Consider the following 23,010-nt stretch of genomic DNA (forward strand, 5'->3'; position numbering starts at 1 on the left):
AGGGTGACAACGCTGCGATCGCGTCTGCGTGGAAGGACACAAGTGGAGCTCCTGCACTCCGGCAAGGTCCGGGACGTCTACGCCGACGGCGATGACCTGATCCTGGTCACCTCCGACCGGATCTCGATCTATGACGTCATCCTGCCCACGCCGATCCCGGACAAGGGCAAGATCCTCACCCAGCTCTCCCTCTGGTGGTTCGACCAGCTTGCCGACGTCGTGCCGAACCACGTCATCTCGGCCACCGATGTGCCGCAGGAGTGGGCCGGTCGGGCCATCCGCTGCCGGCGGCTGGAGATGGTCATGGTGGAGTGCATCGCGCGGGGTTATCTGGCCGGCTCCGGTCTCGCGGATTACCAGCGGGACGGTGCGGTGTCGGGCAACGCGCTGCCCCCCGGGCTCGTCGAGGCCTCCCAGCTCCCTGAGCCGATCTTCACGCCGTCGACCAAGGAGCCGGTGGGTGGTGGGCACGACCAGCCGTTGACGTTCGAGGAGACTCAGGAGCGGGTGGGTAAGGAGCTGGCTGAGGAGCTGCGCCGGGTCACGCTGGAGGTCTATCGGCGGGGGTCGGAGATCGCGGCCGCCAAGGGGATCATCATCGCGGACACGAAGATCGAGCTGGGGTTCGCGGGTGGGCGGCTGACCCTCGGCGATGAGGTGCTGACGCCGGATTCGTCGCGGTTCTGGGCGGCCGACGAGTGGCGGCCGGGCAGTGTGCCGCGGTATTTGGACAAGCAGTTCCTGCGGGACTGGTCGGGCCGCGTCGACTGGGATCGGACGCCTCCGGGGCCGGAGGTGCCGGACGAGGTGGTCGAGGCGACCCGGAACCGGTACGTCGAGGTCTATGAACGTCTCACCGGGGACCGGTGGCGTTAAGAGCCGGCGCCGAGCTTCGTTGCGGCGGCGGCCCAGCGCTGCCGCTTGCGGATCAGGTGGGTGCCGTACCCGGCCGCCATCACCGCATAGATCACTCCGGTCCAGCCGCCGAAGATGACGCAGAGCGGCGCCGCCACCCACAGGAGGGCCGCCAGGGCGTCCCACCGCAGCGGTGGGCGGCCGAGGCGGTTGATGCGCCGGGCGAACTGAGCATCGTCGATGAGCAGGTCGGCTATCACGCCGCGGAAGGCCTGATCTTCGCGCGGTTCGAGCACGGCGTCACCTCACACTCGTCTAGCGGGCGCGTGGCGCGTACCCAGGATCGGGGTTGGGAAAACAGTCGTTCAGCGGTGGCCGGCGGTGGCCGGCTGTTCACGCCAGGCCGCGTTGGTCGGGCACGCGCCGCAGGTGAGTTGTTCGCCGCAGGCGGGGCACCAGTCGTTGGTGCGCCGCAGGTACCACCCGAGGGCGACGCCGGCGAACAGGCTGAGCAGGCCGACGATGGCGGAGACGGTGACAGCCCCGGTCATGCCAGCGGGCCCCGGCGAACGAGGTACAGCCCGCGGTGGTCGAGTGCGGGGTCCATGTCGGTGCGGGACGTCACATAGGGCGCGGTGAACGTGTCGACGCCGGTGCCCCGGTTGGTGCCCGGCCGGTAGGTCACCGTGACGGCGCGGGGTGAGGACGCCTCGATGACTCCGGCACGCCAGCCGTTCCTATACACCCACACCGGATCCGACGGCCGGTAGCTCTCGGACGGCGCCACATCGGCGGGGTCGCGCTGCGGCGGGGTGACGGTCGGCGTGGACGCCATCAGGTTCGACATGTGGTGCCTCCTTGCGCATGAGGCGGGCGTCGGGGGAATGAACTGGTGCCGCTCACTGAGGCATCGGCCGAGCAGACCATCTTTTCGGCACGCTGTGTTAGCAAGCGGTACGTGTCTGTCAGCTATCATGCTCGTCATCAAGTGCGTTCGCAAGGCCGGATGCACGTGCATCCGGCGCGCGCATCCGCGCGGGTCGACCGAAGCGGCTGGTTTCGTAGTGTGCGATCTCCGCTCTAGGATGCGTAGGACCACATCGGGCAGTCACAGAGCAGCGACGAGGAGTCAGGTGAGCGCGGGTTCGCAGGAGGAGGCGCCGGGCGGCGGCCCAACCGTGCTGCGTATCCTGCTCGGCTCCCAGCTTCGGAAGCTGCGGGAGTCGAGGGGGATCACCCGGGAAGCCGCGGGGTACGAGATCCGCGCCTCGGGTTCGAAGATCAGCCGGATGGAGCTCGGCCGGGTCAGCTTCAAGGAACGCGACGTCGCGGACCTGTTGACCATGTACGGCGTGGCGGACGACGACGAGCGTGAGGCGCTCATCGGGCTCGCCCGTCAGGCCAACAACCCGGGCTGGTGGCATCACTTCAGCGATGTCCTTCCCGGCTGGTTCCAGTCGTACCTGGGGTTGGAAGCGGCCGCGACGCTGATCCGGACCTACGAGATCCAGTTCGTCCCGGGCCTGCTGCAGACCCCGGAGTACGCGCGGGCCGTGATCATGCTGGGTCACGCGGGCGCCAGCGCCGAGGAGATCAACCGGCGCGTCGAGGTCCGCAAGCACCGGCAGCAGATTCTCACCCGTCCGGGGGCCCCGCAGCTCTGGGCCGTCATCGACGAGGCGGTGCTGCGCCGGCCGATCGGCGGGGTGGACGTGATGCGCCAGCAGATCGAGGCGCTGATCGAGGCCTCGAAAATGCCGAGCGTCCGCCTGCAGATCATCCCGTTCCACGCCGGCGGCCACGCAGCCGCCGGCGGTCCGTTCGCGATTCTGCGGTTCCCCGAGCCCGAGCTGCCCGACGTCGTCTATGTCGAGCAGCTCACCAGCGCCATCTACCTGGACAAGCGCGAGGACGTCGATCATTACGCGATGGCGATGGAGCGGGTGTGTATCGACGCTGAGCCGCCGAATCACACGCCGGAGATCCTCGGCAAGCTGCTGCACGAGGTGGGACGTCCGGCCTGACGGCGCTGTCGCCCAGGCGCACGCCCGGCCGGATCGTCGTGGTGCGTATATAAAGCTGTGTCGAGCCGGCGAACCGGGCTGCGATCAGGCGATCAGGTTGTCGAAGTCCCCGTCGCGGACGCCACCCAGGAACGCCTCGATCTCGGCGCGGGTGTAGATCAGCGCAGCGCCCTCGGGGTCCCGGGAGTTGCGCACGGCGACGTCGCCGCTGGGCAGGACGGCGCACTCCACGCAGTTGCCACTCGGGTTGCTGCGACCGCTCTTCTGCCAGGTCACTCCCAGCAGCTGGCCGGCGGGCATGCCGTTGACCACGTAGGTCATTCCAAGCTCCCTTGGTATGCCCCGGATCGCCGATCGACCCGGGATGGTTGTCCCCTCGTGCCTATTTGGGGCGGCGATGCAAATGCACGTGCATCTGGCCTTGCGTAGTCACGGGATTCTGAGCATGATAACGCACGTGAGACTCCCAAAGGGGTCACGGAGGGTGACAGCTTTGGGTGACGGGTCGGTCGCGGAGCGACGTCTGCGGCCTCGGCGCGAGGCTCCTTGGCGGGGGCGTCCGAGCGAGAGGTGGCGAGCATGTCGATTCCCAACATCGGCCCCGAATTACCGGATCCGAGTGACCCCGGTGCGGGCGAGAGCCCGCGCCGGGGAAACCCGCCGCTGGTTTATCGGGATGAACCGGTCACTGATGAGGTGATCGCGGCATCTGCCCGGGCCAGTGCGGTCTCGCAGCGATTCGGTGGTGTTCGCTATGCATTGAGCCGGCCCGGCGGGGCGCAAGCCCCCGAGCCGCCTGCCGAGGAGGGTGAGTCCGACGCGCGTGAGTGAGCTCGTCCGCTGTCGTGGTCCGCGGTCCGCCGGACCCTCTTCGGCACGTGCGCGATGGAGCGCCTCCGCGCCACGAGTTCGTGACCGTGTGTTACGGCCGAGTGGACCGCGCTGGCCGGTGTACGAGTTCGCCGAGTCGGACTACTGCTACGGCGTGGGGCCCATCCGGCTCCGGCTGGTGCGAGTGGACTGGGCCAACCCGATCCCGCACGAGGACGACACCTGGTTCGGTGTCCGTGCCGTCGTCGTCGATCGGGCCGGACGTGAGGTCGCGGTGCGCGAGATGCTGATCCGGGCGGGACGTCTTCCCGTGCCGCCGGCAAGCAAGCGCCCGCGCCTGCGGGTGTTGCGCAGCACGCCCGTCTGACGCCGGGTGGGCGGTTCGGTTCCCCGTGCCGAGCCGACCACCCGGTCCTTAAGCCTTTCTTCCGCAGAAAGATCGCCCCGCCGGCGGCAAACCGGCGGGGCGATCTTTATCGGAGCTGGTCAGGGCTTCCGCGCGACGCCGGCCCAGTAATAGGCGGCCTTGGGGTCGACAGTCGGGTCGTCCGGCCGCCAGTTGGACACCGGCACCACCCCGGGCTCGAGGATCTCCCAGTCGCCGAAGAACCGGGTCACCGCCTCTTCCGACCGGGCGACCAGCGTCATCCCCGCCCCGGTGGCCGCGCCGACCGCCGCGTCCACCTCGGCCGGGTTGAAGTCGGCCGTCGGGTGGGTGATCGCCAGGCAGCTCCCGGACGGCAGCGCATCCCGCAGCTCGGCGACTTTCGCCCACGGGTCGTCCTCGTCGGCGAGCAGCATCAGGATCGCGATCAGCGTCAGCCCGACGGGCTTGCTGAGGTCCAGCGTGTCGAGCAGGGCCCGGTCGCGCAGGATCGAGGAGGGGTCCCGGATGTCGGCCGAGATGTATTCACTGCGGCCCTCGGGGTGGCTCATCATCAGGGCGCGGGCGTGGACCAGCACGATCGGGTCGTTGTCCACATAGACCACCCGGATCTTCGGGTCGATCTTCTGTGCCACCTCGTGCAGGTTGGGCCGGGTCGGGATGCCGGTGCCGATGTCGAGGAACTGGGTGATGCCCTCCTGCTCGACCAGGTCGCGGGCCACCCGGTGGACGAACTTCCGGTTTTCCGCGGCCATGTATCGCAGAGTGGGGATAGCCTGGAGCATCGCGTCGCCGACGGCCCGGTCGACGGCGAAGTTGTCCTTGCCGCTGAGCCAGTAGTCGTAGATGCGGGCGGAGTGCGGCACGTTGATGTTGACGCCAGGGGGCGCAACCTCACTCGCGGGCTTACCCCTGCTCTGTGCCACGACCGCCTCCTTGGACCTCGACCCGGCGTGCCGATCATCGTCAGCCCGTCCAGCCTAGCCGGAACGATTGACCGGCTTAAGCCCCGGCGACCGAATCGAAGCGCAGGTCAGGCAGCCGAGGCGTGCTGGGTGTAACCGCGGCGGCCGGCGTGCTGGTCCGCCGCCGACACGACGCGATCACGTCCGGCGTGCTTGGCAGCGTACAGACGACTGTCCGCAGTGGACAGAAGGGCCGGTTGGGTGGCGCCGGGAACCTCGCCTGAGGCGGCCACACCGATACTCACCGTGACCGGTAGGCCACGGGTGATCGGCGTCCAGTCGTGTCCGCGAATCACCCGGCGGATACCGTCGAGCAGCGCGGCGGCGGTCGCCTTGGCGGTGTCCGGCAGCACGATCAGGAACTCCTCGCCACCCAGCCGAGCTACGAAGCCGTCCGGGCAGACCATCGCCATCTCGCGGGAGAGCAGGTCGGCGACGAGGACCAGGACCTGGTCGCCGACGTTGTGCGAGAGCCGGTCGTTGACCTGTTTGAAGTGGTCGAGGTCGACCAGGGCGACGGTCAGCGCCGGGTCCGAGTCGATCAGTGCGGGCAGCCGCTCGTCGACGTACCGGCGGTTGTGCAGGCCGGTCAGCGGGTCACGGCGGGCCTGCTCGCGGAAGCGTTCGGCCTCCTGCCGGGCCTCGGCCGTCTCGAACATCGCCTGACGGGTACGCGTCCGAGCCTCCCGCTGCACCGAGTGCCGGGTCTGGTAGGCGGCAAAGAAGATCTTGTGCACCTCGAACGCCTCGGCGAACTCACCCCGTGCGGCGTGCATCTCCGCCTGCTCCTCGTGCACCCGGACCAGCAGATCGCCGAGGTCGCGCTCGAGACAGAGGCGGCGGGACTCGTCGAGGCTCGCCTGCGCCCGCTCGTACGCGCACAGTCCGCGCTGCGCCCGGGCCAGCGTGAGCAGGTACATCGGCATCGCGTCGGCGTTGTCGTACCGTCCCGTCGCGTACCGCTCGAGGCAGAGGTGCATGGTGGCCTCGGCCTCGGCGTACCGTTCGTTGCCGATCTGGATCCAGCCGATGGTGTCGAGGTACGCCGGCTCCAGCAGCTCGCCGCGCTCGTCGGCGAGTCGCAGCAGGCGGGCCGCCACCTCCTCGGCGCGGGACTGGTTGCCGGTGTCGAACTCGGTGTACGCGTAGTTGTTGAGCAGGCACAACAGCGCCGGCGACCCGGACTCGACGGCCAGTTGCTCGGCCTGCCTGTACCGGATGCGGGCGGCGTCCATCGAGCCGGCCGCCCACAGCGCGTCGGCCAGCTTGGTGCGGTGCCAGATGCGCATGTGCGTGGTCGCCGTCTCGTCGAGCAGCTCGACCGCGAGCACCGCGTGCTCCAGGGCCTGCTCGGCGTCGCTCATGTGCTGGTGAATGTTGGACCAGACCAGGTGCGTACGCGCCAGCAGGCACCGCTCGTCGTGGCTCACCGCCCACTGGTGCACCCGCCAGATCTGTGCCGCGGCACCGGCCACGTCACCCGATCGCAGTCGCATGTTGGCCTGGCAGAGCTGTGCGCGGGCGACGAGGAGGCCGTCACCGAGGGCGAGGGCGGTACGCTCGATCTCGAGGGAACGTGCCAGTTCCACCTCGGCGTCCCACGACCGCTCGTCCTCGATCGCGAGGAGTGCGGCCGAGAGCGCCTCAATGTCGTCAGCGAGCCCGTCCAACGCGGTTCTCCTCTCCCCTGTCGGCGTGAGGATCGACCCGACGGGGCCGGAGATGAGGGAAACGGCGCCCGGATCCACGGATCCGGGCGCCGGTAGAGGAAGGAACCCTCACTCCGCGAAGGCGTGTTCCTTCGACGGCGGGGCCAGGTCGACCGTGTCCCGCAGCTTCGTGGGCTTCATCGCGATCGCCGCGATCACGCCGACCACCGCGATGCCCGCCGAGATCAGAAAGATGTGCCCGGTGGCGTCGCCGTACGCGGCCCGGACGATGTGCTGCACGGCGTCCGGCAGGGCGCTGAGGTTGAGGGTGCTGCCGGCGCTGCCGGAGGCGGGCACCCCGGCCGCGGCCAGATCGTGGGTGATCTGGTCGGTGACCTGCCGGGCCAGGACGGCGCCGAGCACCGAGACGCCGATGGTTCCACCGAGGGACCGGAAGAAGGCGACCGTCGAGCTCGCCGCGCCGATGTCCCGCAGCGACACGGTGTTCTGCACCGCGAGCACCAGGTTCTGCATGGAGAGGCCGACACCGACACCGACCATGGCCATCCCGACACCGACGTACCAGAGCGGCGTCTCGTGGTCGAGCACGGAGAGCGCGCCGAACCCGGCGACCAGGATGATCGTGCCGGCCACCACGTACGGCTTGATCATGCCGCTCTTGGTGATCAGCCGTCCGGCGATGGTTGAGGAGACCAGGACACCGGCCATCATCGGGATGGTCAGCAGGCCCGCCTCGGTCGGGCTGTACCCCCGGCCGATCTGGAAGTACTGGCCGAGGAAGACGGCGCCGCCGAACATCGCCATGCCGACCGCAAGGCTGCCGATGATGGCCAGCGCCGTGGTCCGTTCGCGGACGATCGGCAGCGGCACGACCGGCTCCGCCACCCGGGACTCGACCCACACGGCGAGGGCGAGCAGCACCGCGCCGGCGCCGACCATGGCGAAGGTCTGCCAGGACAGCCAGGCGAACGCGTCGTCGACGAAGGAGATCCAGACCAGGATCACGCTGACGCCGGCCGCGATCAGTGTGGCGCCGAAGTAGTCGATCTGGACGTTCTCCCGGCGCATCACCGGCAGGTGCAGGGTCTTCTGCAGGACGGCCAGAGCGATCACGGCGAACGGCGCGCCGATGAAGAAGCACCAGCGCCAGCCCAGCCAGGAGGTGTCCACGATGACGCCGCCGAGCAGCGGTCCGCCGACGGTGGCCAGGGCCATCACGCCACCGAGGTACCCGTTGTAGCGGCCGCGCTCCCGCGGCGGGATCATCGCGGCGATGGCGACCTGCACCAGCGCCTGCACACCGCCCATGCCCAGGCCCTGGAAGGCGCGGGCGGCGATGAGCTGCTCGGTGTTCTGGGTGAGGCCGGCCGCCAGCGATCCGATCACGAACAGGATGATGGAGAGCTGGACCAGCAGCTTCTTGCTGTAGAGGTCGGAGAGCTTGCCCCAGATCGGGGTGGTGGCGGTGGCCGTGAGCAGGGTCGCGGTGATCACCCAGGTGTACTGGGTCTGGCTGCCGTTGAGGTCGCCGATGATCCTGGGCAGCGCGGTGGAGACGATGGTGGAGCTGGCCATCGCGACGAAGAGCACGAGCAGGAGGCCGGAGAGCGCCTCCATGATCTCGCGGTGTGACATCGCGCCGGGTTCGGCGCGGGTGGTGGTCGGGGCGCTCATCGCGCGGCCTCCAAGCTGGGCGTGGGGGTGGTCTGGTCGATCAGGTCGCGGGCGAAGCGGTGCAGCGCCGCGGTGAACTCGGTGAGCTCCGCCGGGCTCCAGTCGCGGAGCGCGGAGTTCAGCAGGTCCTGGTACTGCTGCTGCACGCTGTCGAGCACCGAGCGACCGTCGTCGGTGAGGTACAGGATGCTGGCCCGTCCGTCGTCCGGGTCCGCGGAGCGGGCGACGAGTCCGGCACGGACCAGCGCGGCGACGGTTCGGCTGATCGTGGAGGGGTCGAGCGCGTGCTCCTCGGCCAGTTCCTTGACGTGGCACGGGCCGGTGCGCTCGCGGTTGCGGATGGCGGAGAGGACGCCGGCCGCGCCGACCGGCAGTGGTGCCGATGGGCCGGCGCGGTTCTGCTTGAGCAGGCGGACAGCCTTGAGGACCTCATGCATCGCCGCTACGAGCGGGCGTTCGTCCGGCATGGCTTCCTCCCAGTGATGCTTGCTGCACACAACTATCTGCCGACGTTGCCCACTGCGCAAGTTTTCTCATTGGGAACTGAATCACACGCCGGTAGGCTCACCTCATGAGCGCGCCGACCACCGAGCCGAGCAGCGAGCCGGGCCTCCGCGAGCGGAAGAAGGCAGCCACCCGCCAGGCCCTGCACGAGGCGGCAGTCCGGCTGGCCACCGAGCTCGGGCCGGACCGGATCACCGTCGAGGCGATCGCGGACCGCGCGGGTGTCTCCCGGCGCACCTTCTCGAACTACTTCGCCAACAAGGAGGAAGCGCTCTTCCACGGCGACCGCATCCGGACCCGCCTGCTGATCGACAAGGTCCGCGCGCGCCCGGCGGAGGAGACGCCGTGGGTGGCGCTGAGCGCGGCCGCGGCGGAGTTCTACGGCCAGCTCGGCGATCTCAACCCGCAGTGGGTGACCCAGACCCGCCTGCTCCGCCGGCATCCGTCGCTGGCCGCGGCGCAGGCCCAGAGCTTCGCCGCGATGGAGCGCGAGCTGGGCGAGGAGGTCGCGGTGCGTCTCGGCTCAACTGCCGACCCCCATGGCGTACGAGCGAAGCTGCTCGCCGCGACCTTTCTTGCCGCCCTGCGGGTGGCGTTGAACGTGTGGCTCGAACACCCCAACGAAACGTCCTACCTGGACATGGCCCGCCAGGCGCTCGCCGAGGCCGGCCGCAAGTTCGCCTGAGCCCAGCCAGTGTGGTGATTCAGGGCGCGCCGCGCACCCCAAGGCACCACGCCGGTCGGGGTCAGCGGGTGGCGAGGCCGCCGAGGATCAGGGTCAGCTGACGGCGCCAGGCGTACGGATCACGGGAGTGCTGCGCCACCCCCGCGTTCGCCATCATCAGCAGCCCCAGGTCGTACCGGGTGAAATCGGCACGCAGCCGGCCTGCCCGCTGCGCACGGGTGAGCACGTCCACGGCCCGCTGTTGCGCGGTGGTACGCAGCGCGGCCAGCCGTTCGTCATCGTCGAAAGCGGTGGTCACCAGCAGCTCGGCGAGCCCCCGGTCGGTCGCCTGCAACTCGCAGACCCGGGTGAGGTAGCCGACGAACGCGGCCCACGGGTCGGGGTGATCGAGCGCCTGCTCGGCGAGGCGGACCGCGGCGGTCATGTGGCTCGCGAAGACCTCGGCGATCAGGTGCCGGCGGCTGGGGAAGCGGCGGTAGAGGGTGGCGTTGCCCACCCCGGCGCGGCGGGCGATCTCGTCCAGCGACGCGTCCAGGCCTTGCTCGGCGAAGACTTCCCGGGCGGACTCGAGCAGTGCGGCTCGATTCCGTCGGGCGTCCGCGCGCAGCCGGGTGGCCATGCGCCACAGGATACGACTCCCGCGGGAGATCCGATCTCCCGGTGCTACGGTCCCGGTGATCATCAGTTGACGGCGCCGGAGGTGCGGTAATGCAGAAAACCGAGATCGACGTGCCGGCCGCGGACGGTACGGCTGACGCGTACCTGGTGAAGCCGGACGGCCCGGGCCCGGTCCCCGGCCTGGTGATGTTCATGGATGTCTTCGGTCTCCGGCCCCGGCTGCGGGAGATGGCCGACCGGGTCGCCGAGCGCGGTTACGCCGTCCTCGTGCCCAACCTGTTCTATCGCGGCGCCCGCAGCCCGCTGGTGGAGGCCGTCGAGTTGACCGACGCGGATCGGCGGTCCGCCGCGTTCAACCGGCTGGTGCCGCTGGTGAAGCAGCTCACAGCCGGCCGGGTGGCCGCCGACACCGGCGCCTATCTGGACTTCCTCGCCGCGCAGGAGGGCGTCGCCGGCGGGCCGGCGGGCCTGTTCGGCTATTGCATGGGTGGCCGCAACGCGCTGGTGGCGGCGGCCGCGCAACCGGAGCGGGTGGCGGCGCTGGCGAGCTTCCACGCCGGTGGCGTGGTCACCGATCAACCGGACAGCCCGCACCTGGGGGTGGAGAAGCTGACCGGCGAGGTCTATTTCGGACACGCCGACAACGACGGCTCGATGACCGCTGAGCACGTCAGGACGCTGGAGTCCACCCTGGCGTCGGCCGGCGTCGCGCACACCTCCGAGCTGTACGAGGGCGCGCCGCACGGTTTCACGATGGCCGATACCGCCCAGTACGACGAGGCCGCCGAGCGACGGCACTGGTCTGCGCTGTTCGCCCTGCTGGACCGCACGCTCCCCGCCTGACAACCCGACAGGTGTGTGAACTTCGGGTGCGATACGCACCCGAAGTTCACACACCGGATCGGTCAGTTGGCGTAAAGGCCGGGGAAGTAGCGGTCGATCGCGGTCACGTCGTAGACGTGCCGGACCTCGGTGATCCGGTTCTGCTCGACCAGGAGGAACTCGACCAGCCGGGCCGCGCCGAACGGCCCCACCAGGTCGTAGATCAGTGCGGCGCCGTCCACCGCGTCGGTACGCGCCACCACGGTGACTCGGTCGGCGAAGGCGGCCACCCGGTGCAGCACCTGGAGCAGCTCCTCGTCGTCGACCGGGGCGTCGAAGTTCCACTCGGTCTCGACGTCCGGGGTGAGCAGCCGGCGGGCCGCGGGCAGGTCGTCCGTGGTCCAGGACCGGACCCAGTAATCCACTACATCCACAGTTCTCTCTTTAACGGAGATGGCGGCCTCTTCACCACGGACTGTCAGCCGTTGAGCATCGAGTCGGCGCTGACGAACGTGTAACCGGCGCCCTTGATCCCGGTGACGAGATCCTTCAGGTGCTCGGTGCCGAGGTACGGGTGGTAGAAGCAGCTGGCCACGCCGTCCCGGACGACCAGGTTGCGCTTGGCCGAGGCGACCAGGTCGGCGGGGAGCCGGACCGGGTGGTTGTTGAACGCCTCGGGCTCGACGTTGCCGATGTTCTCCGGCACCACGGCGGAGCCGTACACATCGCGGACCGTGTACGGGAAGAACTGCCCGAACTGGCGGCTGTAGTCGTACTTGCCGCCGGTCAGCACGCCGGGGAAGTACAGCCCCCGGTCGTACCGCTTGCCGAACAGGGCGTGCGCCGCCTGGTAGTCGGCCGGGCTGGCCGCGTAGTGCGGGAACTCGAAGATCTTCGGTGCGCCCAGGCCGGTGGCGAGGAAGATGGCGCCGGCCGCGATCATCCGGCCGGTGGCCCAGGCAGCCGAGTCGCCGGGCACCGGGCCGTCGTAGATCACGTAGTCCTTCTCGTTCACGTGCGCCGAGTAGAACTCGAAGTCGTTGCCGCTCTTGCCGTCGTACGGGTTGTTCACCGCGTTGAGCTGGTGCGTGTACCCGTGCATGAGCAGCGTGCCGCCCTTGGACTGCATGTACCTGAGCGCGGCCACCACCTGCGGCTTCGTCGCCAGGGTGTAGTCCTGGGCCTTGCCGCTGTTGTCGACGCCCTTCGGGTCCCGGTACCGCGGGTAGACGGCCACGCTGAACGGGACCTTCTCCGCGTACAGGTAATCGGCGATCGCCCGCAGCTGCGCGGGGTCGGCGTCCGGTCCGACGTCCTCCAGGCGGATCAGGGCGCGGTGCCGTTCCGGGGTCTTCGGGGCGAGAGCGTCGAAGAGCAGGTCGGCGAAGACCAGGTAGCGGTCGTCGTGACCGACGTACGAGAACGGGATCTCACCGATGTAGGTGATGTTGCCGGACCGGACCGCCCACGGGAACGTGGTGCCGTCCGCACGCACCGCGTCGGCCAGTGCGGTGACCTTGGCGGCGTCGCTGACCGGCAGGTTCATGATACCGGCCTTGTTGTCCGCGCTGCGGGTCAGCCGCCGGCCCTTGTAACCCACCTCGGAGACGTCGGCCAGGTCGAACGTCCCGCTGGCGAAGCCGTACTTCGCGGTGAAGCCGTCCTTCGCGGCGAGCTGCCAGATGTTGTCGTAGATCCAGACGACCGGCTTGCCGGTGGCCATCACGTCGGTCAGGAACGTGTCGGGCAGCGGCTCGTCGTAGGTCGAGCCGATGTAGACGACCGCGGTGTACGCGTTCAGGTCGCCCGCCTTGTATCCGGCCACCGGCGCCGCCGTCCAGGAGCCGAAGTGTGAGGCCAGGTTCGCGGTCTGGGTGGCGTAGACCTCACCCATCCAGCCGTACTCGCTGGTGGTGTCGTAGAGCACGAGGGTCTTCGCGGTGCCGCCGCCGGGTGCGGCCTTGCCGGTCTTCAGCGCGGTGGGTGCGACCGCGGCGTTGCTGGCGGCGTCGGCCTCGACCTGGGTCAGCCCGACGGCGGTGACCGCGGCGGCCGAGGCGCCGACGGCGAGCAGGGCGCGGCGGGTCATCTTCGAGGTACGCATCAGGCGACGGCTCCAGACGTGAGGGCGGTGTTCTGGGTGACGGGCATGGCGTCGGGAAGAGCGGCGAGTCCGAGCAGCGCGGCGGTCGCCTGCGCGGTCCGGCGGGCGGCGAGTCCGTCGCCGTACGGGTTGCCGCCGGCGGTCATCGCGTCCCGGCGGAGCCGGCTGTCGAGCAGCGCGGACGCCTCCTCGACGATCCGCGCGGTGTCCGAGCCGACCAGCTTGGCGCAGCCGGCGTGCAGTGACTCGACCCGCTCGGTGACGTCCCGCAGCACCAGCGCCGGCACCCCGAACGACGGCGCCTCCTCCTGGATCCCGCCCGAGTCGGTGAGCACCAGGTAGGCCTCGGAGAGCAGCCGGGACAGGTCCGGGTAGGGCAGCGGGTCGGTGACCGTCACCCGTTCCGTACCGGACAGCGCCGCGTCGACCTGCGCCCGGACCGCCGGGTTGGGGTGGCTCGGGAGCACCACCTCGATGTCCGGATATCGCGCGATCAGGTCCTTGACCGCGGTGAGGATCCGGTCCAACGGCTCACCCCAGGATTCCCGCCGGTGGGCGGTCACCAGGATCAGCCGGTTCGTGCTGCCGGCCCGGGCGGCGGCGACGTCCGGGTTCTCGAACGGCAGCTTCCGGCCGGCCACCGCCAGGGTCGCGTCGACCACGGTGTTTCCGGTGATCAGCACGTCGGCGGGGTTGATCTTCTCGTCCAGCAGGTTCATCGCGGCCAGCGGCGTCGGCGCCAGGTGCAGCGCGGCGACCTGCGCGACGAGGCGGCGGTTGCCCTCCTCCGGGAACGGCGACTCCAGGTCGCCGGAGCGCAGGCCGGCCTCCAGGTGTACGACCGGGATGCGGCGCCAGAAGGCGGCGAGCGCCCCGGCCAAGCTGGTCGTGGTGTCACCCTGCACGATCACGGCGGCCGGGGTGCGCACCGACCAGAGCTCGTCCAGCTCGCGGATCATCGCGGTGAGCAGTTCGGCCTGGCCGCCGGTCGTCCGCTCCACGGTGAGGGTGATGTCCGGCTCGAGACCGAAGGCGGCGAGCGCCTGGGTCACCATGGCCGGGTGCTGCCCGCTGGCCAGCAGGACCGGCTGGAGCAGGCCGGCCTCTCGCATGGCGACGGCGACGGGCGCCAGTTTGACGGCTTCGGGGCGGGTGCCACCGATGAGGTGAACTTCGCGAAGCGACATGGGGGAGCCTTCTGTTCGGGGGTGGGGGTGGGGGTGGTGGGGGTGCAGCGCCTGCGGGATCAGGCGGGGACCGGCTCCAGGAGCGGTTCTTCGGCGAGACGCTCGGTCTTGGCCCAGGCCTGGCGGCCGCTGGCCTGGCGGCCGAGGGCGCGGTAGGTGGCGGCAAGACCGAGGATCAGGAAGGCGGGGTACGCCAGAGCCGCGGTCAACATGCGGGGCATGGCCTCGTCGCCGCGCTTGTGACGGTGCACCAGCGCCCAGAGCAGGCCGGGGAACGTGGTCACGGTGAGCCAGACGACGGCGCTCTGGGCCAGGGCCGCCCAGGTCGGCAGGAACGGCACCGGGTGCCCCGCGAGCAGGCCGAGCGCACCGGCGCCGCCCATCACCAGCAGCAGGACCGTGACCGTCGCGTTCGCCCACGGGGAGAGCAGGTAGTGCAGCATCTCGACCAGAGCGGTCCGGGCGATCCGCGGTGAGGAGAAGAGCCGGCCGAGGTACCGGGCGCACTGCATGTTGCCCTGCGCCCACCGGGTCCGCTGGCGGGTGAGCCGGCGGATGTCGACCACCGCCTGCTGGGTGACCGACGAGCGGGAGGTGTATCGGATGGCCACGCCGCTCAGGTGCATCCGCAGCCCCAGCTCCAGGTCCTCGACCAGGCAGCTGGACCACGGCGCCGGGCCGAGGGCCAGGAGCGTGGAGAGGCGGCTGAACTGCCCGTTGCCGCCGAGCCCGACGGTGTCCAGGACGTCGCGCAGGTTCTGGCAGGCGTCGACGATCGCACCGAACTCCAGGTCCTGCACCGCGCCGAGGAGCTTGTTGCGGTTGCGGATCCGGACCTGCACCTGGACCGCGCCGACCCGGCTGTCCCGGGTCAGGCGGGAGACCTCGGTCAAAATGTTCTCGCTGCCCTGACCGTCACCGTCGATGATGCCGAGCACCACGCGCTCCGGGCTGATGCCGGCCTCGGCGGTGCGCTCGGCGATGTAGCGGTACGCCGCGTTCAGTGCCTCGCCCTTGCCCTGCCGTGCGTTCGGCAGCTCCCGGCGCATGATGTGCAGCCGGGGGTGGTCGATGGTCGCCAGCACCTCGGGTGTCCGGTCGTCGGAGCCGTCGTCGACCACGATGACCCGGGACAGGGTGCCGGCCGGGCCGCGCAGGGCGAGCGCCGCGTTGACCGTGTTCGCCACGACGGCTTCCTCGTTCAGCGCCGGGACGATGATCCAGAAGTGCTGGGGGCGGGCGTCGCCGCCGGCCACCGCCTTGTTGACGACTTTGGCGCGGTGGGTCCCGACGTACCGGACCGCGAACCACACCAGCACCAGTGTGGAGATCGGCCAGGCCAGCAGGATCGAATATCCGGCGACCGCGACGAGCCAGCTTTCCGAGGCCGTCATCAGCCCTCCTCGCCCTAGTCACTGTTCGTGATGATCCGCCAGCGAGGTGACCCGAGCTCTTGGACTTATTAGGACATTAAGGAGCTACCCAGCGTGACTCAAGGGCTGCAGGCGGAACGGAGACCGATCCTGGCCAAACGGACGAACCCAGACATCTCAGACTGCACTGAGCAGGCGAAACCGGACGTCATTAGCCCGATTTGCGATAGTGAGCAGTAAATGCGGCCCGCAATCGAACGAACCCGGAGAGTAACTAGCGCGGCTGTAAGAAGGTGCGGATCCAAATATCTACGCAGAGTAGTTGAACACTCACCGTGAGGTACTTCGACGCGGCCGGGCCCGGATCACTGAGGCGGGTTGTCCAGCAGGGTGGGGTTGTCGCGAAGCATCGCCGCCAGCCGGCGAGCGGCCAGCTCGGTCTCCTCCGGGCGCTCGACCTTGAGCGGGATGGGCTGCGCGAGCGGCTCCGGAAAGGACGGCTGCGGCTCGGCATAAGCGGCTTGCGGCTCGGCATGCGGCGCCGCGAACGGAGGCACCGGGGGCGTGACCGGCCGGTCCTGGTAAGGCGGTGGAGGGGGCGCGGCGTACGGCGGTGCTGGTGGCGCGTACGCCGGAGAAGTCTGCGGCGGGACCGGCGGCGGAGGCGTCGGCGCGAACGGATGCGTGCCCGGCTCCTGGGCCGAGTGCCCGTTGACCGTGCCCGGCTCCCGGTGATGGGCCGCGTCCGGATAGCCGTAGGCGGGCTGGCCCTGCGGCGGAGTGGGGAACCGGTCCGCGTCGTAACCGTTCTGCGCGTGCGGAACCGGTGCGACGTAGGGCCGCTCCGCGGTCGGCGGCTCGGCGTAACCGAGATCGGTCGGCCCGAACCGGTCCTGGTCGTCGTGACTGCCCCGCGGTGGATCGGGATGCTGATATGCCGCAGCCGGCTGCTCGTCCACCGGCTCCTCGACCTCGATCTCGAAGTCGGCGTGCCGGGGTGCGGCGTCGGTGGCCCGGGCCGCGACCGTGGTGTCCGCGCTCACCTGCACGACGCCGTCAGCGAAAGCGAAATGGAGCAGGGTGGGGTCACCGGCGCCCTCGACGCCGACCGTGACGTTCAGATGCGGGTGGCGGGAGACCACGGCCGCGATCGCCTCGACCAGCTCGGTCACCGCCGGCGGCGTGCCGGGGGAGTCGCCGGTGGCGCGCCGCCGCAGCTCGTCCCGCCGGGCGAGCTTGTCGAGCGCGTCGTCCAGTCCGCCTCGCACGTCACCGTCCTCTTCTCACGCGGTCGCCCGGTATCCCCACTCTGCACTCAGCGGTGCGGGTTTGGAAACCGTCACCGGGCGACCCGATGCGACACCTTACGACGACTTCATCCGGATCGCCTTGTCGAGTGCCTGGTCCAGGACCACGAGCAGCGCGTCCCGGACGGATCCGCGGAAGCGGGCGTCGAACGAGATGACCGGTACATCTTCCCGCACTGCGAGAGCCCAGCGCACTTCGTCCAGGCTGTAGCCCATCTGGCCGTTGAAGGTGTTCACCCCGACCACGAACGGCAACCCCTGCCGCTCGAAGTAGTCGACCGCCGGATAGCAGTCGTCGATCCGGTTGGTGTCCACCACCACCAGGGCGCCGAGGGCACCCCGCACCAGGTCGTCCCACATGAAGGCGAACCGGGTCTGACCGGGCGTCCCGAAGATGTACAGCTTCAGCGTCTGGTCGATGGTCAGGACACCGAAGTCCATCGCCACTGTGGTGCCGGTCTTCATGGTCCGCTGGCCGGGGTCGTCGATGCCCACCGACTCCGAGGTCATCTCGGCCTCGGTGGTGAGAGGCGCGATCTCGGAGATGGCGCCGACCGTCGTGGTCTTGCCGACGCCGAAGCCGCCGGCCACGATGATCTTTACCGGGACCGGCGCCTTCTTGGGCGCCGTACCTCCCGGCACCCGCGCGGTGCCGACGACGCGGTCAGCTGATGGATCGAAGTCCACGGATCACTCGCATGATGGTCTCGGGGTCAGGTGTGTCGTTGTCCAGCACGTGGACGTCCAGTTGGCCGGCGGCGCGCAGGTCGCCGACGAGGATTCGGCAGACACCCAGATGCAGGCGCAACCGAGCGGAAATCTCGGCCACCGAGATCGGACTCTCCTCGCAGAGAGCCACGATCGCCCTGGTTTCCGGAGACAACCGCGACGGTGGGGCGCCGGGCACCACCGTCACCTGAGTTTCCATACCGATGTCGGGGTCGCCTCCATCGGTTCGCCCGGACGTGATGACGAACGGGCGCAAACTGTTGGTCGGCTGCTCGACCGGCGGGTTCTCCCCGGTGGGGGTGTAACCGCCGGTCGAGTGCTGCGGACCGGACTGCAGGAAGGGCCGGACTCCGGGCCGCGCCGGAGGCACCGGTTCGTCGGGGTCCGGGTAGGTCATTGCTGGACGGCGTTCTTCAACTCGGCGATCAGGCGCGGGCTGAGCGCGCCACCGGCGCGGGTGGCGAAGAGCGTCATCTCGTACGCGAGGGTGCCCAGGTTGGCCGAGCGGTCCGCGATGACGCCGAGCACCGAGCCGGCGCTGATCGCCGTGACCAGCAGATATCCGTCAGCCATGTCGATGATGACCCGGTTGAGGGCGCCCAGCCTGTACCAGCTGGCGGCGCCACCGGCGAGGCTGGTCAGGCCGGACACGACCGCCGCGAGGCGCTCGGCGTTGGGCCTGTCCTTGATCGCCGACATGGCCATCAGCAGACCGTCGGAGGACACCGCGATGGCCTCGATCACGCCCGCTGTACCGGAGGTGAACGAGTCCAGCAGCCAGTTGAAGGTCTTGGCTTCGGCGCTGAGCTGACTTTGCGCGGTGGAGTAGGGGGAAGTCATCGCGGTTGTCCCTCGTGTTGTGGCTGACTTTCATTCAGTGCGAGCGCGACTCCGTACTCGAACTGATCCATCAGGGCTCGGGCGGCCTCCGGGTCCAGCTGAGCCGGAGCCGGAGCCGGGGGCGGAGTCGGACGGTGCGGCTCGTCCCGCGGCAGGGTTGCGCCGGGAACGCGCCGGGTCAACGGGGCACCACCGGCCGATGCCGGCGGAGCGGGAGGTGTGGGCGGCGCCGGTTCGTTCCACTGCGCCGGCTCCGGCACGTTCCACCGGGCCGGTTCCGGGGCCGGGGTGCTCCACTGCGAGGGGCTGACCGGAGCCGGCATCGAGACGCTGGTGTCGGTGGCGTCGTACTGCGCGCGGCTGACACCCGCCTCGAAGGCGTCGAACGCGGCCCGGGCAGCGAGCGCGTCGTCCTGCGAAGGCGCCACGGCGTGCTGCTGCGGTCCGGCCTCGGCCGGCAACTGGCTACCCGGCACCCGCCGGCGCAACGGCGCCGCAGTGGACGGGCGCTGCGCCGAATCCGTGCTCTCCGCCGGATAGCCGTAGTCGTCGCCGGTCCGCTGCTGCGGGATCACCGGTGCCTCGGACCGGCCGGCCGGCGTCGCCGGGGCCTCCACCGGAACCGGGGTGTCCCAGGAAGCCTGGACCGGCTCGGCGCTCCAGCCGTTGCCGGCCGACGGCTCGGCACTCCAGCCGTTGCCCGCGGACGGCGCGGACGGGAGTTCCGGCAGCGCGGCCGGGATCCGGCCGGCCACCGGGATGCCCATGTCCTGCGCGACCGCCGGCTCGCCGTAGGAACCGGCCTGCGGGTAGAGCGGCGCGGCGGGCTCCTGGTAGGCGGGGCCCGGTGACCAGACCGGCTCGGCGTCGTAGACCGGCTGATCGGCGTACGGGTCCGGGGCCGGCGCACTCTCCGTCGCCGGAGCGGCGGACGGCGCGAACGCGTTCCAGGAGTTGCCCGACTCCAGGGTCTGGGTGGCGCGGCTCAGCACGTTCGGGTCGAACGGCTGCTGGCTGCCCGGCACCGAGCGGACCCCGGCACTGGCGATCGCCATCTCGGTGGTGTTGCCGCGCAGCGCGCCGGAGTAGGCCGGTGCGTAGTCCGAGGCGTGGATCTGCGGCGTGACCGGCGAGGTGGGCATGCCGGCCGGCACACCCGCCGGATAACCGGGCGGCTGGACCGCGGCGAGGTTCTCCACCCGGGCGATCAGGTGCGACGGGTTGAGGTCGATCCAGGCCGTCAGACCCCCGTCGGGGGTGTCGGTCAGGGTGACCTCGATGCCGTGCCGGCGGGCGAGCCGGCCGACCACGAACAGGCCGAGCACCTCGGTGGGCGCCAGGTCCAGGCGCTCACGGCGGGTCAGCCGGGCGTTCTCCTCGGCGAGACGCTCGGGCGCCAGGCCGAGGCCCCGGTCGATGATCGCGAGGCGGGCGCCGCCGCGCAGCTCGTCGGCGGTGACGGTGACGTTGGTGTGCGGCGGGGAGAACGACGTGGCGTTCTCCAGCAGCTCGGCGAGGAGCAGCGTCAGGTCGGCCAGGACGGCCGGCACCACGACGATGTCCTCCGGCACCTCCACCTCGACACGGGTGTAGTCCTCGATCTCACCGAGGGCGAGACGGACGACGTCCTGCAGGGGCAGCGGCGCCATGTGCTCGTTCGCGCCGGCGCCACCGGAGAGCACGACCAGCGCGGACGCGTTCCGGCGCAGACGGCTGGACATGTGGTCCAGTCGGTAGAGCTCGCGCAGGCGGTCGCTGTCGGTCTCCCGGCGCTCCAGGCTGTCGATCAGGGACAGCTGGCGGCCGACCAGGTTCTGGGTGCGCCGGCCGACGTGACCGAACATCTGGGCGACGTTACGGCGGCCGGCCACCTGGCGTTCCACCAGCCGGGCGGCGGTGGTCTGCACGCGGTCGAACGCGCGGGCCAGGTCGCCGATCTCGTCCTGGGCCTCGACGTCGACCGGGTCGAGGCGGATCGGTCGTACCGCGGCCTCCTGCTCGTCGTCGGCCACGCGCTCGAGCTCGGACTCGGCGGCCCGGGCGATGCGGTCGGCGGAGACGGTCAGACGGCGCAGCGGCCGGGCGACCGCGCGGGCCATGAAGATGCTCAGCGTGATCACCAGGATCAGCAGCAGGAAGGTGCCGCCACCGATCAGGAGCGCCTGCCGGACGGCGCTCTCCCGGTTGTCGGTCACCGAGTTGTTCACGTCCTGGGCCACGCGCTTCTCGACGAAGCTACCCAGGACCGTCACCGACTGCAGCGACGGGAACAGCGTCTTGATGTCCAGCGACCGCAGCGCCCGGATCGGGTCCGCGGCCAGCGTGCTCTGGAACTGCGCGCCCACCCGGAAGGCGAACGCGTCCTGGGTGTTGATGTAGAGGCTGTACTGCGCGTCGGTGAAGTACACCTGGGACGTCAGAATGATCGACTGGATCTGGCTGAACGTCGCGTTGAAGGCGCCCAGCAGCAGGCCCGCTCCCTGCGGGTTGGCCGCTGCGGTGACCGCGGCGGCGGCCAGGTGGCAGGTCGCCTGGCTGATCAGGTCGTCGGAGCGCATGGCGCGATCCAGCGCGTAGACCTGACGGCCGATGCCGGTGGTGAGGTCGGCGCTGACCGACAGGCCCAGACCGTCGATCAGCGGTGTGATCACGCCGGTGAAGTCCTCCACGACCGTCGGCGGCTGCACCGCCCGGTTCAGCACGTTCTGCCGGGTGCTGGCCAGCGTCGTGGCCCGGGCGATGGCCCGGCTCAGCTCCTGCGGGACGTCCTGTTCCATGTCGGCGAGCTCGGCCACCGAGTCGGCGGCCTCGGCGCTCTGCACCACCAGGGTCGGGCGGTCCACCAGGCCCAGCAGGAAGCCGACCGAGAGCAGCCGTTCCTCCTGGAGCTCGATGAGCGCCGAGCTGACCTGGGCGGCCATCTGGACCGTGTCGGAGGTTTCCTGGGCGGCGCGGGCGGCGTCGATGCGCTCGAGGATGACCGGCACACTGAGGCCGACGACACCGAGCAGCGGCACGAGCACCAGCAGGGCGAGCTTGCCCAGGATGCGGAACTTACCGAAGAGCACCGGAACGCTCCTGCCGGGTCGCGCCGCCACCGTAGTTGGGGATCTCGCCGTAGTTCGGGCGGGCCGCGTCGTGTGGGATGCCGCCGTAGGCGCCGGGCGAACCCGGGATGGCGCCGGCACCGTCGCGGTCCCGGTCGCTCTGCACCGAGACGTCGCGCGGGGCGTCGCTACCGGCGGCGATCGAGTCACGGGTCTCGGCGGCCCGGACCCGCGTCCAGTACGTGGCCACCGCGATCAAAGCGATCGCGACGGCGAGCAGCCCCCAGGACTCCGCCCGGCGGTAGTTGAGCGAGTCGATGCGATCGCTGAGCAGGCCGTCCAGCTCGGTCAGCACGACGCCGGAGAGCGCCCGCAGAGCGGTCTGGAGCTGGCTCTGCGCGGTCACCATCGCCGACACGTTCGGCGGGCCACCAAAGTTGGCGCCACGGTTGGCGGCCTCGATGCCGCGCCGGAACGCGTCGAGGTTGGTGACCAGGTTGCCGCTCAGCGTCGCGCTGGTGGTGTCGTTGGCCGCGGCCTGCAGGTTGTCGGTCAGGTCGTCGGCGGCCTCCTGCACCATCAGGACCTCGTGCCCGAACTGGGTGGTCAGGGCGGCCTTCTGGCGGGTCCGCGCGGCGGCGGTCAGGCTCGCCATGTCGCCCATCCGGCTCGACCGGGTCACCGCCGTCGGCATGTCGACCGCGACGGCCTCCTGGAGGTACCAGATGTCGTTGGCCTCGTCCCGGTTCAGCAGGGAGTTCTCGCGAACCGCGCCGTACAGCTCCAGGGTCAGGTCGGCGGCCTCGACGTGGGCCTCGAAGACGGTCGCGGAGTCGCCCTTGACGTTGGGCAGCGACGCGATCTTCTCCTTCAGACCGTTCCACCGCTGCGTGGTGTCGAGGTCCTCACCCAGCCGTGAGTCGAGGTCCTGCACGCGCGCCACGGCGGCGGTCAGCGAGGCCGGCTCCGCGTAGACGCCCTGCAGGGCCGAGGACTGTGATTCGGCGAGTGCGCTGACCAGCGGGCCGAGTCCGGACAGGTACTCGACGCCTTGGCGCGCCAGCTCCGTGTTGTTGCGCTGTTCCGAGTTGTCGTCCAGAACACGCAGGAACAGGGCTGCGGTCGGCAGCACGACGAGAACCGTCAGCACCACCGCGATGGCGGAGCGTAAACGGGTTCGCCGGCTGTTCACCGAGACTGACATTGCTTTCGTCCTCCGCCATGCACACGCGATGGGCCATTGGGGGCTACGGACAGTAGCCATGCGGGCGCACCGATCCGGGTCAATCTATCCGAGAGAACCTCAGAAAACCCCTTTCCAAGGGTCAGAGTTGTCTCGGCTGATCGGGGGATACGCGGCGCCGCCGACTCGGCTGTACGGCTGCGCAGG

The 23,010-nt window shown here is 70.1% G+C and carries 25 protein-coding genes; 6 read left to right on the plus strand and 19 right to left on the minus strand.

Annotation, left to right across the window (positions count from 1 at the left end):
- The first annotated feature begins 42 nt into the window (after positions 1-42).
- A complete protein-coding gene (locus tag AC0NH5_RS22695; protein ID WP_474407063.1) occupies positions 43-876 on the plus strand; it encodes a phosphoribosylaminoimidazolesuccinocarboxamide synthase in 834 nt (277 codons plus the stop codon).
- Here AC0NH5_RS22695 and AC0NH5_RS22700 read toward each other — a convergent pair.
- The 3 genes from AC0NH5_RS22700 to AC0NH5_RS22710 all read right to left on the minus strand — a co-directional run bounded on the left by AC0NH5_RS22700 (position 873) and on the right by AC0NH5_RS22710 (position 1,702).
- On the minus strand, positions 873-1,151 hold the full coding sequence (locus AC0NH5_RS22700) for a DUF3040 domain-containing protein (protein ID WP_474407065.1): 279 nt from the start codon (positions 1,149-1,151) through the stop codon (positions 873-875). The two genes, AC0NH5_RS22695 and AC0NH5_RS22700, sit on opposite strands and share 4 nt — an antisense overlap.
- A 69-nt stretch (positions 1,152-1,220) precedes the next feature.
- Complete coding sequence (locus tag AC0NH5_RS22705; protein ID WP_474407067.1) at positions 1,221-1,406, minus strand: hypothetical protein; 186 nt, start codon at positions 1,404-1,406, stop codon at positions 1,221-1,223.
- On the minus strand, positions 1,403-1,702 hold the full coding sequence (locus AC0NH5_RS22710) for a hypothetical protein (protein WP_474407069.1): 300 nt from the start codon (positions 1,700-1,702) through the stop codon (positions 1,403-1,405). Before AC0NH5_RS22710 ends, AC0NH5_RS22705 begins: the two co-directional genes overlap by 4 nt.
- A gap of 286 nt (positions 1,703-1,988) precedes the next feature.
- On the opposite strand from AC0NH5_RS22710, the gene AC0NH5_RS22715 reads away from it, so the two are divergent.
- Positions 1,989-2,879: a helix-turn-helix domain-containing protein gene (locus AC0NH5_RS22715; protein ID WP_474407072.1), complete on the plus strand. Its 891-nt coding sequence runs from the start codon at positions 1,989-1,991 to the stop codon at positions 2,877-2,879.
- 84 nt (positions 2,880-2,963) lie between these two features.
- Here AC0NH5_RS22715 and AC0NH5_RS22720 read toward each other — a convergent pair whose 3' ends face one another.
- Entirely contained in the window at positions 2,964-3,200 is a 237-nt protein-coding gene (locus tag AC0NH5_RS22720; RefSeq protein WP_474407075.1) for a DUF397 domain-containing protein, read from the minus strand.
- Between the two features lie 258 nt (positions 3,201-3,458).
- Here AC0NH5_RS22720 and AC0NH5_RS22725 point away from each other — a divergent pair, with 258 nt between their 5' ends.
- Together AC0NH5_RS22725 and AC0NH5_RS22730 are read left to right on the plus strand one after the other, a co-directional pair.
- Entirely contained in the window at positions 3,459-3,710 is a 252-nt protein-coding gene (locus AC0NH5_RS22725) for a hypothetical protein (RefSeq protein ID WP_474407077.1), read from the plus strand.
- A gap of 118 nt (positions 3,711-3,828) precedes the next feature.
- Positions 3,829-4,077, plus strand: a complete 249-nt coding sequence (locus tag AC0NH5_RS22730) for a hypothetical protein (protein WP_474407079.1) — start codon at positions 3,829-3,831, stop codon at positions 4,075-4,077.
- A gap of 119 nt (positions 4,078-4,196) precedes the next feature.
- Here AC0NH5_RS22730 and AC0NH5_RS22735 read toward each other — a convergent pair whose 3' ends face one another.
- The 4 genes from AC0NH5_RS22735 to AC0NH5_RS22750 form a co-directional block, all read right to left on the minus strand.
- The gene (locus AC0NH5_RS22735; RefSeq protein WP_474407081.1) at positions 4,197-5,021 is read right to left on the minus strand and encodes an SAM-dependent methyltransferase; all 825 of its coding nucleotides are present in this window, start codon (positions 5,019-5,021) and stop codon (positions 4,197-4,199) included.
- Between the two features lie 107 nt (positions 5,022-5,128).
- Positions 5,129-6,730: a GGDEF domain-containing protein gene (locus AC0NH5_RS22740; protein ID WP_474407084.1), complete on the minus strand. Its 1,602-nt coding sequence runs from the start codon at positions 6,728-6,730 to the stop codon at positions 5,129-5,131.
- Between the two features lie 108 nt (positions 6,731-6,838).
- A complete protein-coding gene (locus AC0NH5_RS22745) occupies positions 6,839-8,404 on the minus strand; it encodes an MDR family MFS transporter (RefSeq protein ID WP_474407086.1) in 1,566 nt (521 codons plus the stop codon).
- Positions 8,401-8,871, minus strand: coding sequence for a MarR family winged helix-turn-helix transcriptional regulator (locus AC0NH5_RS22750; protein ID WP_474407088.1), 471 nt, complete (start codon positions 8,869-8,871; stop codon positions 8,401-8,403). Before AC0NH5_RS22750 ends, AC0NH5_RS22745 begins: the two co-directional genes overlap by 4 nt.
- 104 nt (positions 8,872-8,975) lie before the next feature.
- Between AC0NH5_RS22750 and AC0NH5_RS22755 the strand changes: the two genes are divergently transcribed.
- Entirely contained in the window at positions 8,976-9,593 is a 618-nt protein-coding gene (locus AC0NH5_RS22755) for a TetR/AcrR family transcriptional regulator (RefSeq protein ID WP_474407090.1), read from the plus strand.
- Between the two features lie 61 nt (positions 9,594-9,654).
- Here the strand turns inward: AC0NH5_RS22755 and AC0NH5_RS22760 are convergent, their stop codons facing one another.
- Entirely contained in the window at positions 9,655-10,212 is a 558-nt protein-coding gene (locus tag AC0NH5_RS22760) for a TetR/AcrR family transcriptional regulator (protein WP_474407093.1), read from the minus strand.
- An 89-nt stretch (positions 10,213-10,301) separates the two neighbouring features.
- Between AC0NH5_RS22760 and AC0NH5_RS22765 the strand changes: the two genes are divergently transcribed.
- A complete protein-coding gene (locus tag AC0NH5_RS22765; protein ID WP_474407095.1) occupies positions 10,302-11,054 on the plus strand; it encodes a dienelactone hydrolase family protein in 753 nt (250 codons plus the stop codon).
- Positions 11,055-11,116: 62 nt separating this feature from the next.
- Here the strand turns inward: AC0NH5_RS22765 and AC0NH5_RS22770 are convergent, their stop codons facing one another.
- The 10 genes from AC0NH5_RS22770 to AC0NH5_RS22815 form a co-directional block, all read right to left on the minus strand.
- Positions 11,117-11,467, minus strand: a complete 351-nt coding sequence (locus AC0NH5_RS22770) for a hypothetical protein (protein WP_474407098.1) — start codon at positions 11,465-11,467, stop codon at positions 11,117-11,119.
- Positions 11,468-11,511: 44 nt separating this feature from the next.
- A complete protein-coding gene (locus AC0NH5_RS22775) occupies positions 11,512-13,137 on the minus strand; it encodes a DUF2334 domain-containing protein (protein WP_474407099.1) in 1,626 nt (541 codons plus the stop codon).
- Complete coding sequence (gene wecB / locus AC0NH5_RS22780) at positions 13,137-14,324, minus strand: non-hydrolyzing UDP-N-acetylglucosamine 2-epimerase (RefSeq protein ID WP_474407102.1); 1,188 nt, start codon at positions 14,322-14,324, stop codon at positions 13,137-13,139. Before wecB ends, AC0NH5_RS22775 begins: the two co-directional genes overlap by 1 nt.
- 59 nt (positions 14,325-14,383) lie before the next feature.
- Positions 14,384-15,718 carry a glycosyltransferase gene (locus tag AC0NH5_RS22785; protein ID WP_474407104.1) on the minus strand — a complete coding sequence of 445 codons (1,335 nt, stop codon included), beginning with the start codon at positions 15,716-15,718 and terminating at the stop codon, positions 14,384-14,386.
- A 344-nt stretch (positions 15,719-16,062) separates the two neighbouring features.
- Entirely contained in the window at positions 16,063-16,965 is a 903-nt protein-coding gene (locus AC0NH5_RS22790; protein ID WP_474407106.1) for a hypothetical protein, read from the minus strand.
- Positions 16,966-17,061: 96 nt separating this feature from the next.
- Positions 17,062-17,691, minus strand: coding sequence for a GTP-binding protein (locus tag AC0NH5_RS22795; protein ID WP_474407108.1), 630 nt, complete (start codon positions 17,689-17,691; stop codon positions 17,062-17,064).
- Complete coding sequence (locus tag AC0NH5_RS22800) at positions 17,669-18,130, minus strand: DUF742 domain-containing protein (protein ID WP_474407110.1); 462 nt, start codon at positions 18,128-18,130, stop codon at positions 17,669-17,671. Before AC0NH5_RS22800 ends, AC0NH5_RS22795 begins: the two co-directional genes overlap by 23 nt.
- Entirely contained in the window at positions 18,127-18,573 is a 447-nt protein-coding gene (locus AC0NH5_RS22805) for a roadblock/LC7 domain-containing protein (protein WP_188120236.1), read from the minus strand. The genes AC0NH5_RS22800 and AC0NH5_RS22805 overlap by 4 nt, the downstream gene beginning before the upstream one ends.
- Entirely contained in the window at positions 18,570-21,641 is a 3,072-nt protein-coding gene (locus AC0NH5_RS22810) for a sensor histidine kinase (RefSeq protein WP_474407113.1), read from the minus strand. Before AC0NH5_RS22810 ends, AC0NH5_RS22805 begins: the two co-directional genes overlap by 4 nt.
- Positions 21,628-22,824, minus strand: coding sequence for a hypothetical protein (locus AC0NH5_RS22815; RefSeq protein ID WP_474407115.1), 1,197 nt, complete (start codon positions 22,822-22,824; stop codon positions 21,628-21,630). Before AC0NH5_RS22815 ends, AC0NH5_RS22810 begins: the two co-directional genes overlap by 14 nt.
- Positions 22,825-23,010 lie beyond the last annotated feature (186 nt).

Source organism: Actinoplanes sp. 13 (assembly GCF_056134165.1).

Bases quoted from the DNA above. Each gene is read 5' to 3' on its own strand.
- AC0NH5_RS22705 (WP_474407067.1), bottom strand. From the start codon at position 1,406: ATGACCGGGGCTGTCACCGTCTCCGCCATCGTCGGCCTGCTCAGCCTG.
- AC0NH5_RS22710 (WP_474407069.1), bottom strand. From the start codon at position 1,702: ATGTCGAACCTGATGGCGTCCACGCCGACCGTCACCCCGCCGCAGCGC.
- AC0NH5_RS22720 (WP_474407075.1), bottom strand. From the start codon at position 3,200: ATGACCTACGTGGTCAACGGCATGCCCGCCGGCCAGCTGCTGGGAGTG.
- AC0NH5_RS22725 (WP_474407077.1), top strand. From the start codon at position 3,459: ATGTCGATTCCCAACATCGGCCCCGAATTACCGGATCCGAGTGACCCC.
- AC0NH5_RS22745 (WP_474407086.1), bottom strand. From the start codon at position 8,404: ATGAGCGCCCCGACCACCACCCGCGCCGAACCCGGCGCGATGTCACAC.
- AC0NH5_RS22750 (WP_474407088.1), bottom strand. From the start codon at position 8,871: ATGCCGGACGAACGCCCGCTCGTAGCGGCGATGCATGAGGTCCTCAAG.
- AC0NH5_RS22755 (WP_474407090.1), top strand. From the start codon at position 8,976: ATGAGCGCGCCGACCACCGAGCCGAGCAGCGAGCCGGGCCTCCGCGAG.
- AC0NH5_RS22760 (WP_474407093.1), bottom strand. From the start codon at position 10,212: ATGGCCACCCGGCTGCGCGCGGACGCCCGACGGAATCGAGCCGCACTG.
- AC0NH5_RS22765 (WP_474407095.1), top strand. From the start codon at position 10,302: ATGCAGAAAACCGAGATCGACGTGCCGGCCGCGGACGGTACGGCTGAC.
- AC0NH5_RS22775 (WP_474407099.1), bottom strand. From the start codon at position 13,137: ATGCGTACCTCGAAGATGACCCGCCGCGCCCTGCTCGCCGTCGGCGCC.
- wecB (WP_474407102.1), bottom strand. From the start codon at position 14,324: ATGTCGCTTCGCGAAGTTCACCTCATCGGTGGCACCCGCCCCGAAGCC.
- AC0NH5_RS22785 (WP_474407104.1), bottom strand. From the start codon at position 15,718: ATGACGGCCTCGGAAAGCTGGCTCGTCGCGGTCGCCGGATATTCGATC.
- AC0NH5_RS22800 (WP_474407110.1), bottom strand. From the start codon at position 18,130: ATGACCTACCCGGACCCCGACGAACCGGTGCCTCCGGCGCGGCCCGGA.
- AC0NH5_RS22805 (WP_188120236.1), bottom strand. From the start codon at position 18,573: ATGACTTCCCCCTACTCCACCGCGCAAAGTCAGCTCAGCGCCGAAGCC.
- AC0NH5_RS22815 (WP_474407115.1), bottom strand. From the start codon at position 22,824: ATGTCAGTCTCGGTGAACAGCCGGCGAACCCGTTTACGCTCCGCCATC.